The organism is Gluconobacter kanchanaburiensis NBRC 103587, assembly GCF_007988905.1.
GTDB lineage: Bacteria > Pseudomonadota > Alphaproteobacteria > Acetobacterales > Acetobacteraceae > Gluconobacter > Gluconobacter kanchanaburiensis.
Map to the genome: position 1 here is coordinate 262,135 of NZ_BJVA01000001.1, position 17,180 is coordinate 279,314.

At 61.4% G+C, this 17,180-nt stretch carries 15 protein-coding genes and 1 tRNA gene; 6 read left to right on the top strand and 10 right to left on the bottom strand.

Features of this window, described 5'->3' with window-relative positions:
* Positions 1-6 precede the first annotated feature (6 nt).
* Positions 7-561: a peptide deformylase gene (gene def / locus GKA01_RS01220; RefSeq protein WP_146858391.1), complete on the bottom strand. Its 555-nt coding sequence runs from the start codon at positions 559-561 to the stop codon at positions 7-9.
* A 214-nt stretch (positions 562-775) separates the two neighbouring features.
* On the opposite strand from def, the gene GKA01_RS01225 reads away from it, so the two are divergent.
* The 3 genes from GKA01_RS01225 (at position 776) to GKA01_RS01235 (ending at position 2,015) form a co-directional block, all read left to right on the top strand.
* Complete coding sequence (locus GKA01_RS01225) at positions 776-1,288, top strand: Hsp20 family protein (RefSeq protein WP_146858393.1); 513 nt, start codon at positions 776-778, stop codon at positions 1,286-1,288.
* 89 nt (positions 1,289-1,377) lie between these two features.
* Positions 1,378-1,629 (top strand): DUF1150 family protein, encoded by a 252-nt coding sequence (locus GKA01_RS01230; protein ID WP_146858395.1) that lies wholly within the window; start codon positions 1,378-1,380, stop codon positions 1,627-1,629.
* A 23-nt stretch (positions 1,630-1,652) separates the two neighbouring features.
* Positions 1,653-2,015 carry a RidA family protein gene (locus GKA01_RS01235; protein ID WP_146858397.1) on the top strand — a complete coding sequence of 121 codons (363 nt, stop codon included), beginning with the start codon at positions 1,653-1,655 and terminating at the stop codon, positions 2,013-2,015.
* Between the two features lie 74 nt (positions 2,016-2,089).
* Here GKA01_RS01235 and GKA01_RS01240 read toward each other — a convergent pair whose 3' ends face one another.
* From GKA01_RS01240 to GKA01_RS01280, 9 genes are all read right to left on the bottom strand, one after another.
* Entirely contained in the window at positions 2,090-2,896 is an 807-nt protein-coding gene (locus tag GKA01_RS01240; protein ID WP_146858399.1) for an aminotransferase class IV, read from the bottom strand.
* Positions 2,893-4,227 (bottom strand): anthranilate synthase component I family protein, encoded by a 1,335-nt coding sequence (locus GKA01_RS01245; RefSeq protein ID WP_146858401.1) that lies wholly within the window; start codon positions 4,225-4,227, stop codon positions 2,893-2,895. The genes GKA01_RS01240 and GKA01_RS01245 overlap by 4 nt, the downstream gene beginning before the upstream one ends.
* A 60-nt stretch (positions 4,228-4,287) precedes the next feature.
* On the bottom strand, positions 4,288-5,604 hold the full coding sequence (gene rpoN / locus GKA01_RS01250; protein ID WP_146858403.1) for an RNA polymerase factor sigma-54: 1,317 nt from the start codon (positions 5,602-5,604) through the stop codon (positions 4,288-4,290).
* A 9-nt stretch (positions 5,605-5,613) separates the two neighbouring features.
* A complete protein-coding gene (lptB, locus tag GKA01_RS01255) occupies positions 5,614-6,369 on the bottom strand; it encodes an LPS export ABC transporter ATP-binding protein (RefSeq protein WP_146858405.1) in 756 nt (251 codons plus the stop codon).
* Positions 6,366-7,310 (bottom strand): LptA/OstA family protein, encoded by a 945-nt coding sequence (locus tag GKA01_RS01260; protein ID WP_146858407.1) that lies wholly within the window; start codon positions 7,308-7,310, stop codon positions 6,366-6,368. The genes lptB and GKA01_RS01260 overlap by 4 nt, the downstream gene beginning before the upstream one ends.
* Complete coding sequence (gene lptC, locus GKA01_RS01265) at positions 7,307-8,107, bottom strand: LPS export ABC transporter periplasmic protein LptC (protein WP_146858409.1); 801 nt, start codon at positions 8,105-8,107, stop codon at positions 7,307-7,309. Before lptC ends, GKA01_RS01260 begins: the two co-directional genes overlap by 4 nt.
* Entirely contained in the window at positions 8,104-9,102 is a 999-nt protein-coding gene (locus tag GKA01_RS01270; RefSeq protein ID WP_146858411.1) for a KpsF/GutQ family sugar-phosphate isomerase, read from the bottom strand. Before GKA01_RS01270 ends, lptC begins: the two co-directional genes overlap by 4 nt.
* Positions 9,103-9,122: 20 nt before the next feature.
* Complete coding sequence (locus GKA01_RS01275) at positions 9,123-9,767, bottom strand: ribonuclease D (RefSeq protein WP_146858413.1); 645 nt, start codon at positions 9,765-9,767, stop codon at positions 9,123-9,125.
* 64 nt (positions 9,768-9,831) lie between these two features.
* Positions 9,832-9,918, bottom strand: a tRNA-Leu gene (locus GKA01_RS01280).
* Positions 9,919-10,027: 109 nt separating this feature from the next.
* On the opposite strand from GKA01_RS01280, the gene GKA01_RS01285 reads away from it, so the two are divergent.
* From GKA01_RS01285 to gltB, 3 genes are all read left to right on the top strand, one after another.
* On the top strand, positions 10,028-11,014 hold the full coding sequence (locus GKA01_RS01285; protein WP_146858415.1) for a complex I NDUFA9 subunit family protein: 987 nt from the start codon (positions 10,028-10,030) through the stop codon (positions 11,012-11,014).
* A 190-nt stretch (positions 11,015-11,204) separates the two neighbouring features.
* Positions 11,205-12,644: an NAD(P)-dependent oxidoreductase gene (locus tag GKA01_RS01290; RefSeq protein ID WP_146858417.1), complete on the top strand. Its 1,440-nt coding sequence runs from the start codon at positions 11,205-11,207 to the stop codon at positions 12,642-12,644.
* Positions 12,645-12,658: 14 nt separating this feature from the next.
* On the top strand, positions 12,659-17,179 hold the full coding sequence (gene gltB, locus GKA01_RS01295; RefSeq protein WP_146858419.1) for a glutamate synthase large subunit: 4,521 nt from the start codon (positions 12,659-12,661) through the stop codon (positions 17,177-17,179).
* The last annotated feature ends 1 nt before the right edge of the window (position 17,180 follow it).

The following is a 17,180-nucleotide window of genomic DNA, read 5'->3' on the forward strand; positions in this document are numbered from 1 at the left end:
CGGAGATCAGCGCCTTCCGAGTTTCTGCTCTTTGGCGAGGCGGCGCATGATTATGTTGCGCTTGAGAGTCGAGAGGTGGTCGACGAACAGGATGCCATCAAGATGGTCCATCTCGTGCTGGATGCAGGTGGCGAGCAGGCCGGACGCATCACGCTCGATCGTTTCGCCCGCGAGGTTGCGGTAGCGCACGCGGATCGATTCGGGGCGAACGACTTCGGCATACTGGTTCGGCAGGGAAAGACAGCCTTCCTCGCGCGCGGCCATCTGCTCGGCTTCCGTAACGATTTCCGGATTGATCAGAAGCATGGGCTCTCGCGGGGCATCCTCTTCGGCTACGTCCACCAGAGCAAAGCGCATGCCCAGACCGACCTGCGGCGCGGCCAGTCCGATACCGGGAGCCTTGTACATCGCGGAAAACATGCCCGGAAGCTGGTCGCGGATGAAGGCGATATCCTCGGGACGAACCTCGCGGGCGACCTCCCGCAGGACAGGTTGGGGGGCGATCAGGATCGGGGTGGGGGGCACATCGTCGATGCCAGACAGGAAATCGAATTCGCTCATGTCCTGCGATGTAGCGAGGGCGGGCGCCAAATGCCAGTGCAAATCCCTGCCCGGATCGCGGCCTTGCAGTACGGCGACAGGGAGGTTCCGTGCGCTTCGGAAATGGCGGAACTTGCATCCGGAGGGGAAGGCACCATATTCTGACCGGATCGGTTGCCGCTGGAAGGGGCCGGTTTTCTTTGTATGTCTCGCTCATGGAGGAGGCTTTAGCCCTATGTCCGGTCGTCTGTTCACGTCCCCGATGTTTCTCGGTTTCGATCACCTCGAGCAGATGCTCGAGCGTGCGGCCAAATCGACGTCTGACGGGTATCCTCCCTATAATATCGAGCAGCTCAGCTCCACGGCCCTGCGGATTACGCTGGCGGTGGCGGGGTTTGTCATGGATGACCTTCAGATCACGCAGGAAGACAACCAGCTCGTGATCCGCGGCCGTCAGGCGGATGACAGTCAGGGGCGCATTTTCCTTCATCGTGGCATTGCCGCGCGCCAGTTTCACAAGGCTTTCGTGCTGGCGGAAGGAATCGAAATCGGCGGCGCCTGGCTTGATAATGGCCTGCTGCATATCGATCTTCATCGTCCCGAGCCTGAAGTGCGCGTGAAACGGATCGCTATTTCGCAGGGACGGCGCGGCCCCATGCCGGGGCCTGCCGTTCACCATGAGGCAGTGCCGCCTGTGGTGAAAACCCGCAGGACCATCCGGCCCGCGCGCGATCTCGATGAAGAATAGCGTTCCGCGCGTTCTTCCGAACCCGATTTTGCTGACATGTCTCTCTGCCCGCACGGTATCAGCCGCGACGGCATGTAAAGGAACCTGAGTTGAACAATCCCTTCGAAAACGGTGATCGTTCTGATGAAAAACTGCCTGCGGATCTGCGGCGCATTACCGGACCGCAGCTTCTGACGCTGGGGATGTCCCATCTCGCCTATGTCAAATCTGTCATGCATGACGGCGAGATGGTCGTCGCGATTCACGCGGCCGATGGCACGCCCATGGCGGTCGCGGAAGACGAGGAAAGCGCCCTTGATGCGATCCTTGAGCATGAGATGATCCCGACCCTGCTCCAGTAAATCCAGCCAGAAAGTCCACGCCCGTGAGCAAGAACGCCGATATTTCCCGTCACCTCGAAGAAGAGCGCCTTGCGGGCGTGGTCGTCCATAACGGGCTAGCCTATCTGGCAGGTCAGGTTGCGGATGATGCAAGTCTCGATACGGAAGGGCAGACGGTCGATATTCTGCGTCAGATTGATGCGCTTCTGGCCTCTCTGGGAACGGATAAAAGCCGGATTTTGTCGGTGCAGATCTTCCTGACGGATATCGGGGAAATCGGTGCGATGAACCGGGCCTGGGATGCGTGGCTGGATCCGGCGAGCAAGCCAGCACGTGCTACGGTTGAGGCAAAGCTGGCCGTGCCGGAATGGCGTGTCGAGATGACAGCGATTGCTGCGTTGAAATAAGGGCCTGCTCCTGGAGCACTGAAAAGCCGTCTTTCGATCGGGAAGGCGGTTTTTTTGTGCCGATACGGCCCGGTCTAGACAGAGAACAGAAACTCTCTCAGCTGCCTGTCCAGTTCTTCATGCAGCGATAGACCATGTGCGTCGATACCCGATACGGCGGTCAGCGATAATGCATTGACCAGCCATGCGCCTGTGAGCGTTTTGAGATCCTGCGGCAGAAGACTGCATTCCGTGCAGAATCCGCCTTCCAGCAGTCTGGCCCGGGACGTTCCCGGCAACGCGCCGTCATGGACGGGAGGCGTGTGCAGACGTCCTTCCCGCAGAAACAGGATGTTTGCAGCGCTGGCTTCGGCAACGGCGCCCGTCATTCCCAGAAGAAGCGCATCCTCCATTCCTGCTGCGATGGCTTCCATGCGGCTCATAACAGAGGGGAGGGAAGCCAGCGATTTGACGCGCGCCAGTGGAGAAGCCCCGTCTCGCCGGTAGCGGCTGAGACCCAGGCGGACCGGAGCAGACACAGTCATTGTGGAAGCTGTGGTCTGAATGAGAACTGTCGGATGCGGCATAGCGGGGGGCACAAGGCCACGCGGTCCGGTGCCCCGTGTGACTGTCAGGCGCAGCGATCCGTCCGAGAGTTTCGTAGCGTGCAACAGGTCAGAGATGGCCTGTGCCAGCAGCCTCCGGTCCGGCGCAGGCAGGCGAAGAATCGCGCATCCTTCCTCCAGCCGTGCGAGATGCCGTGCCAGATGCGGCGTTTGTCCGTTAGCAACGCGGATTGTTTCAAATAGACCGTCGGCAAGCAGAAAACCCCGGTCATTCGGGGCAATTTGTGCATCTGCAATGTCCCGAAGGCGCCCATTGAGCCAGACTGTCGCGCTCATGCTTCAAACGCGTTCAGGATCGGGGCGACTTTCAGGAGCATTTCCTCATATTCCCGCATCGGATTGGACAGCACAGTGATGCCGCCCCCTGCGCCGACAGAGAGGGTGTCACCTGCTCTCGCCATGCTGCGGATGATGACGGAACTGTCCATCGCACCATCATTCCCGATACAGAACAGGCTGCCGCAATAGGCACCACGGGCAGAGGCTTCCAGAAGGTCGATAATCTCCATCGCCCGTTTTTTCGGTGCCCCGGTGACAGAACCCGGCGGAAGCGTGGCCTGAAGCAGATCAATGGCATCCAGTTCGGGGCGGAGTTGTCCCTGAATGGCCGAGACCAGATGCAGGACGTGAGGGAACTGCTCAACTTTCGAGAGTTGTGGAACACGGACGGAGCCGATCTGCGAGACACGACCAATATCGTTCCGCATCAGATCCGTAATCATCAGGTTTTCGGCGCGTTCCTTCTCGTCCGCAGCCAGTAATCGGCTGTTCCGGAGTGTTTCTTCCGCCGTATGCCCAAGGGAAATAGTGCCCTTGATGGGACGCGTCTCGATCAATCCATCCTGCGAAAGTGAAATGAAGCGTTCTACCGAAGCACTGAGCAGCGAGAAATCCGGTGTTTTCAGATAGGCTCCGAATGGAGCTGGGGAAGTCTGGCGCAGTGTCCGGTAGGCAGCTAGTTCATCGAAATTGTCAGTACAGTCCGCAATCCAGCGCATCGTCAGATTGGCCTGAAAAATATCTCCCGCCCGAATGAAATCGACAATGCTGCGAACCGCATCCGTCCAGACATCCTGGGACTGTTCAGGCGCAAAGTGCAGAGGAGGTCTCGTGGAACGGACGGTGGACCGGGTCAGGTCAGGGGCCGGGTTTCCAGTCTGGCTGATCCACCAGCAGCGTTCTTCACGCCGGTCGAAAGCCAGTACGTCTGTGAAGGAGGCCGCTATCAGTCTGGGGGCAGGAGAAGTATGGCGGGACGAGACGTTTTCAAGCGCCATGCCCGCTTCGTAGCTCACCATTCCGATCATCCCGCCCGTAAAGGGGATGATACCTTCGCCCTTGGGGGGGCGACGCGCGGAAGCGCTCATATCGCGCAGATGAGTCCAGACATCCCCCGCGACGGGTACGCCGTTCCTGCATAGGCTTTCCCCCTGCCAGTTGAGGGTTTCGTCAGGAGACAGACACAGAAAGGACCAGCGTGCGCGTTCTTCTGTGTCCGGGCCTCCGCTATCGAGAAACGCGGCCCAGGGGGCAGCCTCCAGGGCGGACAGCGCCTGCTCAGGAGGTCTCCAGGGAATTTCAGTGAGAGGCGGCGAAACGCGAGACATTCAGGCTCCGTAAGGGAAGTTCTGCCAACCTGTCAAAGCCTTGCATCTCTGCTTGAGGTGTCAGGACGTGCGGCGCAACCGCTTGCGCTGGCTGGATTTTGCAATACCAAGTCCCTCGCGGTATTTCGCAACGGTGCGGCGCTGGATGGAGAAGCCCTCTTTTTGCAGAAGGGTCGTCAGGGCATCGTCGGACAGGATGTCGTCGCCTTCAGCAGCCACCAGCGCCTGAAGACGATGCTGGATGGCGTGAGCGCTCTGGGCGGTGCCGTCTTCAGATGTCAGGGCTGTTGAGAAAAACAGTTTGAGCGGGACGGTGCCCTGCGGAGTGTCGATGTATTTGCTGCTGACGATGCGGCTGACCGTGCTTTCGTGCAGATCCGTTTTCTCGGCGATTTCGCGCATTGTGAGCGGCCGAAGGGCTGAGGCACCGTCATGGAAGAAAGCGGCCTGATGTTGGATGATGGCGCGCCCTATGGTGAGGAGGGAGTGTTTTCGGCTCTGGAGAGCACGAATGAGCGCGTTAGCCTCACTGGCATAGCCAAGAAGGATTTTTCCCGCTTCCGTCTGCTCATTGATTCGGGAGCGGAGCGTGGTGTCGAGGCTGACGTTCGGAAGGAGGCGCGTGTTAAGCGTTAGACGGAAGCCGCTGCCATGAAGGCGGACAATCAGGTCGGGTTCTATCGGGGGAGCTGGGGGCGGAAGGCGGAGCCCGGGACGCGGATCAAGCGCCTGGATCTCGGCCAGCATGTCCAGAAGGTCATCCTGCTCAAGCCCGCATTTTTCGCGCAGCCTGCGCCATTCCCGTCTGGCCAGAAGATCCAGATGATCCAGCAGGGTCTGCATTGCGGGATCAAGGCGATTGCGGACCCGGAGCTGGGCGGCCAGACATTCTTCAAGCGACCAGGCAAAGAGTCCGATGGGCTCGAAATGCATGAGGGTCTGGCGGAGGGATTCGAGCTTTGTAATCTCCATCCCCAGTTCGGTTGCGAGGTCTGCGACCGAAACGGAAAGACGCCCGCTTTCATCCAGACTGTCCAGCAGGTGGAAGGCGGCCGTCTGCTCGGTCTGTGGCACGGCGAGACGGATCTGGAGGATCAGGTCCTCACGCAGGGTGGGAGGCGGGGCGGCAGCTTCAGGCCGTTCGGATCCGCTGGTGAAGCGGTCCGGATCATCGTCATGAAACTCTTCCGGAGTGGTGGCGGCCTCGGGGGCTGTATCGCCGGGCTCCAGAACAAGAAGCGGATTCGTTTCGCAGACCTGCCGGAGATGCTGGGCGAGATCGGCCTGCGTATATTGCAGCAGTGCGATTGCCTGACGCAGTTGAGGCGTCATGACGATAGACTGCGACTGACGCTGGATCAGGCCCGGGACAAGCATCCCGGCATGTTACAGCGAGAAATTCTCTCCGAGATAGACCCGGCGGACGTCTTCGTTCGCAACGATGGCTTCAGGCGTACCTTCCATCAGGACCTGACCGCCATGCATGATGTAGGCGCGGTCGATGACTTCGAGCGTTTCGCGGACATTATGGTCCGTAATCAGCACGCCAATCCCGCGATCTTTCAGGTGCGAGACGAGATCGCGGATCTCTCCGACCGCGATCGGATCAATGCCGGCGAGTGGTTCGTCAAGCAGGATGTAGTTCGGCTGGCTCGCCAGCGCCCGGGCGATTTCCAGACGGCGGCGCTCACCACCGGACAGGGCGAGCGAAGGGGAGCGGCGCAGATGGGTAATGCCGAACTCGGCCAGTAGACCGTTGAGCATCAGATCGCGCTTTTCCGGGTCGGGTTCGACGACCTCAAGAGCGGCCATGATGTTCTGCTCGACATTCAGGCCACGGAAAATACTGGCTTCCTGCGGCAGGTAGCCGACGCCGAGGCGCGCACGGCGATACATCGGAAGCTGCGTGATGTCTGCGCCGTCCAGCGTGATGGTCCCGGTGTCGGGCTGCACGAGGCCGACGATCATGTAGAAACTCGTCGTCTTGCCGGCGCCGTTCGGGCCGAGCAGGCCAACGGCTTCGCCACGCTGGACCTGAAGCGAGACGTTCCGGACGACGGCACGCTTTTTGTAAGTCTTGCCGATCCCGCTGGCGACGAGACCGGTCGAAGGAGGCGGGGGAGGAATTTGACTGTCTGTCACTTGGGTGCCTGACTGCTGTTGGCCTCGTTCGGCACGACCAGTCCCTGGATCGGGGAGTCGGTGCCTGGCAGCATGGTTGCGATGCCGGTCTTCATGTTAACGATGGCCTGCGAACCGTTGTTCTGGTTCTGACCCTGCGTGACATGCACATGTCCGATCAGACGGGCAATCTCGGTATCGAAGACATAGACGCCACGGTCTCCCGTTGCCGTCTGCGTCTGTGTCCGCAGAATGACGTGGCCCCAGCCATAGGCGCGGTCGAGTTTGGACGAGCCGCCGCCCATCGGGTTGGAGGCATCCGCGGCGGGCTGTCCGGGGGCCGGGGCGTCGCTGGCCTTGCTGAACGAGACCAGCACATCCGCCTTGACCTGCTTGCCGTCATTGGTCGTGACGGTGGCGTCTCCACGACCGACCGACATGCGCGTCTTGGAGTGATATTCCATCACATCCCGCGCGGTCAGCACGTCTTGCGGTGTCGTCAGCTTCAGGTGCTTGCCCGTCATGACCATGACGGCCTGATCCATGTCGTAAAGCGCGTGATCGCCCCAGCCCTGATCGGTCTGGTTATAGATATGAACGTTTCCGCGCGCCTCGATCCGGTAGAGCTCCAGCGAGCCCCCCATGGGGTCAGAACTGCTGCCTGTCTTTGCGTCAGCGGGGGGAGGGGCGGCCTGCTGTCCGGGGGCAGGCGCTTTTTTGCGAAGATATCCGATAAGGGTATCCGCATCGACCGTCACGTCTCCACGGACCGCGCGCCCCCCCCCGGTCAGGGTCACGGTCTGGGCATTGCGGTCGTAGACTTCCTCGTTTTTCCAGAAAAGCTGGACAGCTTCGCCGTGGGACATGTCCAGTCCGTCCGCGAGTGCCGGGCCTGCGGGAAGGGCGAGGGTCAAGGGAAAAGCGAGGAGGAAGGGCAGGAAAGCTGCGGGGCGGGCTGTCATTTCTCGGTCTTCAGTCCTTGCAGGTGCAGGCGGGCCGCCGCACTCGGAGGGCCGTTGTCATCGTTGCGGACCGTCAGTCCTGGTCCTGTAAACTGCATGATACCTGCATGCTGGTCCAGAAAATAGCCTTGGGCGTCCTGTCTGCCGAACGGACCCTCCGCATGGACCCAGTCCCGGGAGGCAATGACGTCGGCTTTCAGATCCAGATCGGCGGAAGGACCGTTCATTAGCAGTCCGTCGTCCCGGTAGAGCACCACGTGATCGTCCAGGGTGAGGGTCTGTTCATGCTGCATGTAAACGCCCCGATCGGAGCGGATATGGGCCCAGGAATTGCCCGAAAGCTGGATGTCGGCAACGGGATCGACAAGATCCACGCGGTCCGGACCCTGCTGGTGGGTGGTGCGGGCGGTGATCATGTAGAGATGGTCGTGGGCATCGAGGCCGCGATAGGTGGCCTGCTCCATGTTGCCGCTCTCCACCCGCAGTTGGGCCATCTCTTTCAGCGCCGCGCGGTTCTGGTTCAGGAGGTGGGAAATTTCGGGCCACGCGGCGATGGAACTCAGCAGTACGAGCGCCAGTCCCGGAAGTGCCCATTTAGCGAAACCAAGCAGGGAACGCCTGCGGGCGAGCTGTCCGGCGTCGGGGGCCTGGCGGATCCGCTGGAAAGCCGCCCGGCGCATTGCGTCAAGACGGGCCAGACTCTCGGCCCGGTCCGGGTCGAAATCTTCCCGGCGGATACGGGGCTGTTCCTGATCGGAGGGGGGCGGTGCGGATTTGGACGTTTCGGACGTGCTCATGACAGGCCGCTCCGCAGGAGATCGTGAATGTGGACGATTCCCCGGGGCTGGCGGGTTTCGTCCAGAATGAAAAGGCTCGTGATGGGACGTTTGCGCTGGTTCATCAGATGCAGGACGTCCTGGGCGAGCATGTCGGTGGTCGCAGTAACCGGGGCGCGGTTCATGACATCCTCCGCCGTTGTCCGGTCGAGGTCGCCGGAAATGGCGTGGCGGAGATCGGCGTCCGTGATGAGGCCCTGAAGTACACCTTTGTCATCAACGACACCCATGCACCCGAATGACTTGCGTGTCATCTCGAGAATGACGGAGCGGAGGGGGAGGCTGCCTTGTCCAAGCGGCAGGGCATCGCCGGTATGCATCAGGTCGCTGATGGGGCGCAGGCGTGCACCCAGCAGTCCGCCCGGATGGAATGCGCCGAAGTCGCGGGCCGTAAAGCCGCGTTTTTCCAGCAGGGCGATGGCGAGCGCGTCCCCCAGCGCGAGTTGGAGAAGGGTGCTTGTGGTTGGGGCCAGACCCATGGGGCAGGCTTCGGTACTGCGGGGCAGGACCAGCGAAATGTGTGCGGCACGCGCAAGAGCTGATGTGGCGACCGACGTGAGGGCGATAACGCGGTGTCTCTGGCGGGCGGCGTAGGTCAGGATCGCTGCAAGTTCCGCGGTTTCGCCGGAGTTGGAGATGGCCAGAATGATATCGCCCGCAGCGATCATGCCGAGATCGCCATGCGATGCTTCCGCGGGATGCAGAAAAAGCGAGGGCGTTCCGGTTGAGGCGAGGGTGGCCTGGATTTTTCGAGCGATATGACCGGACTTGCCGATTCCCGTAACCACAAGTCTGCCCGGACTTTCGGCGATGCAGTTGACGGCGGCGACGAATGTGTCACCGAGAGGTCCTGAAAAAGCCTGTTCAAGCGCATCCAGTCCGCGCCGTTCTATGGCGAGGGTCTGGAGAGCCGAATCGAGCGGTGCGCGTGCGGACGAGGGCGACGGACGGTGCATGGGGCCAGCCGGACCGGAATTCAGGCGCGGTGAGAAAAGATGTCGGGCTCTTCATAGCCCAGCAGATCCAGCCGGCAGCGGGCAGGCAGGAAATCATAACAGGCCTGAGCCAGGTCACGGCGGTTTTCGCGGATCAGCATGGCTTCGAGCTTATCCCAAAGCGCGTGAAGATGCAGCACGTCCGATGCGGCATAGAGACGCTGTTCCGGAGTGAGGACATCCGCACCCCAGTCCGAACTCTGCTGGTGTTTGGAGATTTCGACGCCGAGAAGGTCGCGGCACAGATAGGCCAGACCGTGACGGTCTGTGAAGGTATAGACCAGCCGGGCCGCGATTTTCGTGCAGATGACCGATGGGATCGTGATGTTGAAGGCGTTCTGCAGGACTGCGACGTCAAAGCGTGCGTAGTGCATCAGCTTGGTGACGGAATCGTCGGTCAGGAGCGCCTTGAGGTTCGGGCAGTCATAGCCGCGGCCGCCCATGGAGACCGGTTTGATCTGCACGAGGTGGGCTTCGCCGTCGCCGGCTGAGAGCTGGACAAGGCAGAGGCGGTCACGATGGGGGTTGAGACCCATGGTCTCGGTATCGATGGCGACAACAGGGCCAAGATCGAAATCGTCTGGCAGATCGCCGTCATAAAGATGGATGGCGTTCTGCTGGCTCATTCTATTGTCACCAAGTTTTTTTTGATCACCAGAGGATCGAGGCGATATGTCGCCTGATCGTCTGTGGTGCCCAGAAGAAGACTCGAACTTCCACGTCCTTTCGGACACAGGTACCTGAAACCTGCGCGTCTACCAATTCCGCCATCTGGGCTCAGAAAGCACCGGGTTTTTTCAGTTTCCTGAGGCATCCCGGCTCGGTGAAGAGGCGTTTACCCCTGCACGTGTGGGGCGTCAACAGCCAAACTGAAAGAAAAGCAAAAATGCGTACAAATTTTTCCGTAGAGGGGAGCGGCCCTGACAGGGCCGAGCAGTCCGTGGGACGGGTTGTGGCGGTTTTGGGCGGTGGGGGCTTTGTTGGTCGCGAACTGGTGAGCCGACTGGTGGCGTTGGGGCATGTGGTGCGCGTGGGTAGCCGCAATCCCGAGGGTGATCAGGCGCTGGCCCGCTTTCCCGGTGACGGGCGTGTGGAATTCATCAAAGCGTCCGTGAATGACGCGCACTCGCTTGAGCGTCTGTTCAGCGGGGCTGATGCGGGAATCAATCTCGTGTCGATCATGTCGCCGGATGTGAAGGTGATGCATCGCGTCAATGTGGAAGGTGCACGTCTGGCGGCGCTTTTGGCGCGGCGAGAGGGCGTGGGGCAGTACCTGCATATGTCTGCGATTGGTGCGTCAGTGACGTCCGCAGGGAATTACGGGCGGAGCAAGGGGCTGGCGGAACAGGCGGTGCGGGAGGTGTTCCCTGAAGCGGCTCTGTTGCGGCCTTCGGTGATTTTCGGGCCGGCGGACAGTTTCTTCAACATGTTTGCGCTGATTGCCAAGCTATCGCCCGTGCTGCCGGTTTTTGCTGCGGGGACGTATTTCCAGCCGGTGTATGTGGGGGATGTGGCGCAGGCCGTCATGGCACTGGTTACGCCGGGCCATGAAGGCGTGACGGTCGAAGCTGGTGGGCCGGATGTGCTGACGATGAAGGCGCTGATGGCGTTTGTGCTGGAGGCGTCAGGGCGTCGTCGGCTGCTGTTGCCGGTACCGGACTGGGGGGCGAAGTTGGGGGCGGAAATCCTTGAGCCGTTGCCGGGGCATCTGCTGACGCGGGATCAGGTCGTGATGATGGGGCTGGATAATGTGGTGCAGCCGGGGGCGGGCACGCTCCAGTCGCTTGGGATTGTGCCGACGGCGATGCGGAGTGTGGTGCCGGACTATCTGGCGGGGAGCATTTGCGAGAGCTGGCGGCGCTTCCAGAAGTAATTGGTCCGTTTCGGACCTAAAAAACTCTATGAAAAATGACCCATGCAGCGGGAACATAGGTCATTTCGCATGAAAGGTCAGTGACGCTGACTATTATTGAAGAAACTGACGGAATAGCAGCTTTCGTACAGGTCTGATGTGCGTCCGGGGTTTGTGGTCGGGCGGGCATGTTTTGCAGGAGACACGACGCATGGCCGAACGGATGTTGCAGTTCGTCACCCACCCCCAGGTGCTTCCGGAGAAGCGCGACGCGGAAGAACGCCGTCAGGACTTCGGGGAGATTTATCGTGGGTTCGCGCGCAGCCGGGCGGAAGAGCAGGCGTCGCGGTGCTCGCAGTGCGGGATTCCGTTCTGCTCCGTGCATTGTCCGCTGGGGAACAACATTCCCGACTGGCTGAAGCTGACGGCGGAAGACCGGCTTGAGGAAGCGTATGAAATGTCGTCCGCGACGAATACGTTTCCGGAGATCTGCGGGCGGATCTGTCCGCAGGACCGGCTGTGCGAAGGCAACTGCGTCATCAACAAGGGCTTTGAGAGCGTCACGATCGGCGCTGTCGAGCGCTTCATTACCGAAAATGCGTTCGAGCAGGGCTGGGTGAAGCCAGCACTCCCGGACCGGAATCTGGGGCGTAGTGTCGGGATCGTGGGCTCCGGCCCGGCGGGTCTGGCCTGTGCGGAGCGGCTGCGGGCGCAGGGTTATGAGGTTCATGTCTATGAGCGTCAGGACCGTGTGGGTGGACTGCTGACTTACGGGATTCCGAGCTTCAAGCTGGAAAAGCATGTGGTGGCGCGGCGTCATGCACTGCTGGAGGCGCAGGGGATCGTGTTCCATCTCTCCACGCCTGTTGGTTCTGGTGAAGGCGAGACGTCCCTTGAGGATCTGCGGGCGCGGCATGATGCGGTGTTTCTTGCGACGGGTGTGTATCGCTCGCGCGATGTGAAGGTGCCGGGGGCCGGGCTTGAGGGGGTTGTCGATGCGATCGACTTCCTGACGGCGTCCAACCGTCGTGGCTATGACGAGGATCCGGGCGAGGATGCGGCGCTTCATGCGAAGGGCCGTCGGGTTGTGGTCATTGGCGGTGGTGACACGGCGATGGACTGCGTGCGCACGTCGATCCGTCAGGGTGCCGAGCGTGTGACCTGTGTTTATCGTCGGGACCGGGCGAATATGCCGGGGTCGCGGCAGGAAGTTTACAATGCCGAGGAAGAAGGCGCGCAGTTCGAGTGGCTGGGCTCGCCGGAAGCGTTTCTGGGCGATGGCAGTGTCTCGGGCGTGCGGGTGCTGAGGATGCGGCTTGGGGCTCCGGATGCGTCGGGGCGCCGGTCCATCGAGGGCACCGGGCAGCATGACGTGATTGAGGGCGATCTGGTCATCAAGGCTCTGGGCTTTGATCCTGAGGATCTGCCGGGGCAGTTTGCGGCTCCTGATCTGGCTGTGACGCGCTGGGGTACGCTGACGGTGCCGCCGGGCGGTTTTGAGACGAGCCTTCCGGGTGTGTTCGCCGGTGGCGATATCGTGCGCGGCGCGAGCCTGGTCGTCTGGGCGATCAAGGATGGCCGGGATGCGGCCGATGCGATCCATCATCATCTGACTGAAATAATGACCGGTGCTCTGGAGGCCGCGGAATGACCCAGGATCGTGACATGACTCACAATAACGATTTCATCCGCGCGTATGCTGAGAACGTCGAACGGCTGAAGGGGCTGTATGATCCGTCGCAGGAGCGCGATTCCTGCGGTGTGGGTCTGGTCGCGTCGCTGGATGGCAAGCCGTCGCGCAGCGTGGTGCTGGCGAGCATCGAGGCGCTGGGCAATATCTGGCATCGCGGTGCGGTCGATGCCGATGGCAAGACCGGCGATGGTGCGGGCATCCATGTTGAGATCCCGCAGGATTTCTTTGCCGAGGCGATCCATAACAGTTCCAGCGACGATACGATTGATGGTCGTATCGCAGTGGGTATGGTGTTCCTGCCCAAGACCGATCTGGGCTCGCAGGAGCGGGGCCGACAGATCATCGAGACGGAGATCCTGAACTTCGGTTACGGGATCTATGGCTGGCGTCAGGTGCCAATCGATACGGCGTGTATTGGCGAGAAGGCCAACCAGACGCGGCCGGAAATCGAGCAGATCATGATCCGCAACCGGCTTGGCCGGTCCGAGGACGAGTTCGAGCGTGACCTGTATGTGTTGCGTCGGCGGATCGAGAAGCAGGCGACGGCGCAGCAGGTTGATCTGTATGTGTGTTCGATGTCCTGCCGCTCGGTGATCTACAAGGGCATGTTCCTTGCTGAAAACCTGACAGATTTTTATCCGGATCTTCTGGATGAACGGTTCGTGTCGCGGTTTGCGATCTACCATCAGCGCTATTCGACTAATACGTTCCCGACCTGGAAACTCGCCCAGCCGTTCCGCAAGGTGGCTCATAACGGCGAGATCAATACGATTTCGGGCAATACGAACTGGATGCGCTCGCATGAAACGCGGCTCGCCCATCCGGATCTGGACCCGTACATGGCGGATCTGAAGCCTGTGGTGCAGGCTGCGGGTTCCGATACGGCGGTTCTGGACAATGTGTTCGAACTGCTGACATTCGCTGGGCGGGATGCGCCGATGGCGAAGACGATGCTGGTGCCGGCGTCTGGCGGTGCGAACTCGGCGATGTCGGATGCGGCGCGCGCGCTGTTTCGGTACTGCAATGCGGTGATCGAGCCCTGGGATGGTCCGGCGGCGCTGTGTGCGACGGACGGGCGTTGGGTTGTGGCGGGGCTGGATCGCGCCGGGCTGCGTCCGCTGCGGTATAGCATCACGCAGGATGGTCTGCTCATCGTGGGCTCCGAGACGGGGATGGTCCGGGTGCCGGATGCGCGGGTTAAAAGCCGTGGGCGCCTTGGTCCGGGGCAGACGCTTGCGCTGGATCTGAAGGAAGGGCGGCTTTACCAGTCTGAAGAGTTGCTCGAGATGCTGGCGTCACGTCAGGATTTCCAAGGCTGGGTGAAGCGCATCCGCGATATCGAGCCGATCGTGCGCGATGTTGTGGAGCCTGAGGCGCTGGACCCGGATGTGCTGCGGCGGCATCAGGTGGCAGTCAGTCTGACGCATGAGGAGCTGGAGACCATTCTGCATCCGATGGTGGAGAATGCGGCCGAGGCTCTGGGCTCGATGGGCGATGATACGCCGCTTCAGGTGTTGTCCACGATCTATCGCGGGCTGGCGCATTATTTCCGTCAGGGGTTCAGTCAGGTAACGAATCCGCCGATCGACTCCCTGCGCGAGACGCGGGTGATGAGCCTGATTACGCGGCTCGGTAATTTGGGGAACATTCTCGATCAGGCGCCGGAGCAGTGCGATCTGTTGCAATTGCCGAGCCCGGTTCTGACGATCGGTGAGTTTGACGAGCTGCGGAAGGTCTGCGGCGACAATGCGGGCGTGATCGACTGCACTTTCCCGGCCGAAGAGGGTGAGGAAGGTCTGCGGGCAGCGATTGCCTCCATCCGGGCGCAGGCGGAGGATCATGTTCGCGGCGGATGCACGCATCTGTTCCTGACGGATGACAATACGGATGCGGCGCGGGTTGCGATTCCGATGATCCTCGCCACCGCAGCTGTGCATATCCATCTGGTGCGCAATTCGCTGCGGACGTTCACGTCGCTGAATGTGCGGACGTCCGGAGCGATTGATGTTCATGCGATTGCTGTGACGATCGGCGTCGGTGCGACGACGGTGAACCCGGCTCTGGCCCAGTATTGCGTTGCGGACCGGCTGCGCCGTGGATTGTTCGGCAAGATGTCGCTGCGTGAGGCGATGGAGCGGTATCGCAAGGCCGTGGACAAGGGTCTGCTGAAGATTATGTCCAAGTCGGGCATTTCGATCATCTCGGCCTATCGAGGTGGGTATAATTTCGAGGCGATCGGACTGTCCCGCGCGCTGGTGGCGGAGTTCTTCCCGGGCATGCCGTCGCGGATTTCGGGGATCGGCCTGCCGGGCATTGCGCGTAACATCCTTGGAGCCCATGCGGCGGCGTGGGACCGGAAGGTCGAGGCGCTGCCTGTTGGCGGGCGCTACAAGCTGCGGCGTCAGGGTGAGACGCATGCGTTCTCGGGGCAGCTCGTACATATGCTTCAGAGTGCGGTGACGGCGAACAGCTTTACGCTGTACCGGCGTTATGCGGATGCGGTGCGTCAGATGCCACCTGTGGCGCTGCGAGATCTGCTGGATTTCAAGCCGGCCCATGCGCCGGTTCCGGTGGATGAGGTCGAGAGCATCACGCAGATCCGGCGTCGTCTGGTGGCGCCGGGAATTTCGCTGGGCGCGCTCAGCCCCGAGGCGCATGAGACGCTGGCGATTGCCATGAACCGGATTGGTGCGAAGTCCGATTCCGGTGAGGGTGGCGAGGATGCCGAACGGTCCAAGCCGCGTCCGAACGGGGACAATGCGTCTTCGGCGATCAAGCAGGTCGCGTCCGGGCGTTTTGGTGTGACCGCGCAGTATCTGAATGACTGCCGCGAAATTGAGATCAAGATGGCGCAGGGTGCGAAGCCCGGCGAGGGCGGGCAGCTTCCGGGCTTCAAGGTGACGGAGCTGATTGGGCGTCTGCGTCATGCGACGCCGGGTGTGACGCTGATTTCGCCGCCGCCGCATCATGACATCTATTCGATCGAGGATCTGGCGCAGCTCATTTATGATCTGAAGCAGATCAATCCGACGGCGACCGTCACGGTCAAGCTGGTGGCGCGGACAGGCATTGGTACGATCGCGGCTGGTGTGGCGAAGGCCAAGGCGGATGCGATCCTGATTTCCGGCCATTCGGGCGGAACGGGTGCCAGCCCGCAGTCTTCGATCCATTATGCGGGTCTGCCGTGGGAAATGGGGCTGTCGGAAGCGCATCAGGTGCTGATGCTGAACCGGCTGCGGCATCGTCTGGTGCTGCGGACGGATGGCGGCATCAAGACGGGGCGCGACGTTGTCATGGCGGCGATGCTGGGTGCGGAAGAATTCGGTATCGGCACGGCGGCGCTCGTGGCGATGGGCTGCATCATGGTGCGTCAGTGCCACTCCAACACCTGCCCGGTGGGCGTGTGTGTGCAGGACGAGAAGCTGCGGGAGAAGTTCGGGGGATCGCCGGAGAAGGTCATCAACCTGTTCACGCTCATTGCGGAAGACATCCGGCATATTCTGGCGGATCTGGGCGTGCGGTCGCTTGAAGAGGTGATCGGGCGGACGGACATGCTGCGCCAGGTGTCGCGTGGTGCGGATTATCTGGACGATCTGGATCTGAACTCACTGCTGGTTCAGGCCGATCCGGGCGAGCATGCGCGGTTCTGCACCCGTGAGGGGCGTAACGAAGTGCCGGAGACGCTGGACGGGCAGATCATCCCGGATGCGACCGCGCTGTTCGAGCGTCGGGAGAAGCTGCACCTGCATTACACGGTGCAGAATACGCATCGTGCGATCGGTACGCGGGTTTCGGGGCTGATTACGCGCAAATTCGGCATGAAGGAGCTTCCGGAAGGGCAGCTTACGCTGTCGCTGCGCGGGTCTGCCGGGCAGTCTCTGGGGGCGTTCGGTGTGCAGGGCCTCAAGATTGAAGTCGAGGGCGATGCCAACGACTATGTCGGCAAGGGGCTTTCGGGGGCGACGATTGTTGTCCGCAAGTCACCGGCCGCGCAGTGGGCGTCCGAGCAGAGCGCGATCATTGGCAATACGGTGTTGTACGGGGCGACGGCGGGGACGCTGTTTGCGGCCGGACAGGCGGGTGAGCGCTTTGCGGTGCGGAACTCCGGCGCGACGGCGGTGGTCGAGGGCTGTGGCTCGAATGGCTGCGAATACATGACCGGCGGTACGGTCGTGATCCTTGGAGAAACGGGTGACAATTTCGGCGCCGGTTTCACGGGGGGCATGGCCTATGTTCTGGATATGAAGGGGCGGTTCGAGGCGCAGATCAATCCCGATACGGTGATCTGGAGTCGTGTGCAGGCTGGCAGCCGCTGGGATCAGGAGCTTCGGGCGCTCGTGGAGCGGCATGTGGCGGAGACGGGCAGCACCTATGCTGCGGATCTGCTGCATTGCTGGGAGCGGACGCTGGAGCAGTTCTGGCATGTTGTGCCGCGCGATTATGCGCGGATCATCGGCTACGTTCAGGAAGACCTGTCGCAGCTTTCGGCCTGAA

Coding starts and splice junctions, on each gene's coding strand:
- def (WP_146858391.1), bottom strand. CDS start 561: ATGAGCGAATTCGATTTCCTGTCTGGCATCGACGATGTGCCCCCCACC.
- GKA01_RS01225 (WP_146858393.1), top strand. CDS start 776: ATGTCCGGTCGTCTGTTCACGTCCCCGATGTTTCTCGGTTTCGATCAC.
- GKA01_RS01240 (WP_146858399.1), bottom strand. CDS start 2,896: ATGAGCGCGACAGTCTGGCTCAATGGGCGCCTTCGGGACATTGCAGAT.
- GKA01_RS01245 (WP_146858401.1), bottom strand. CDS start 4,227: ATGTCTCGCGTTTCGCCGCCTCTCACTGAAATTCCCTGGAGACCTCCT.
- rpoN (WP_146858403.1), bottom strand. CDS start 5,604: ATGCTTGTCCCGGGCCTGATCCAGCGTCAGTCGCAGTCTATCGTCATG.
- GKA01_RS01260 (WP_146858407.1), bottom strand. CDS start 7,310: ATGACAGCCCGCCCCGCAGCTTTCCTGCCCTTCCTCCTCGCTTTTCCC.
- lptC (WP_146858409.1), bottom strand. CDS start 8,107: ATGAGCACGTCCGAAACGTCCAAATCCGCACCGCCCCCCTCCGATCAG.
- GKA01_RS01270 (WP_146858411.1), bottom strand. CDS start 9,102: ATGCACCGTCCGTCGCCCTCGTCCGCACGCGCACCGCTCGATTCGGCT.
- GKA01_RS01275 (WP_146858413.1), bottom strand. CDS start 9,767: ATGAGCCAGCAGAACGCCATCCATCTTTATGACGGCGATCTGCCAGAC.
- GKA01_RS01285 (WP_146858415.1), top strand. CDS start 10,028: ATGCGTACAAATTTTTCCGTAGAGGGGAGCGGCCCTGACAGGGCCGAG.
- GKA01_RS01290 (WP_146858417.1), top strand. CDS start 11,205: ATGGCCGAACGGATGTTGCAGTTCGTCACCCACCCCCAGGTGCTTCCG.
- gltB (WP_146858419.1), top strand. CDS start 12,659: ATGACTCACAATAACGATTTCATCCGCGCGTATGCTGAGAACGTCGAA.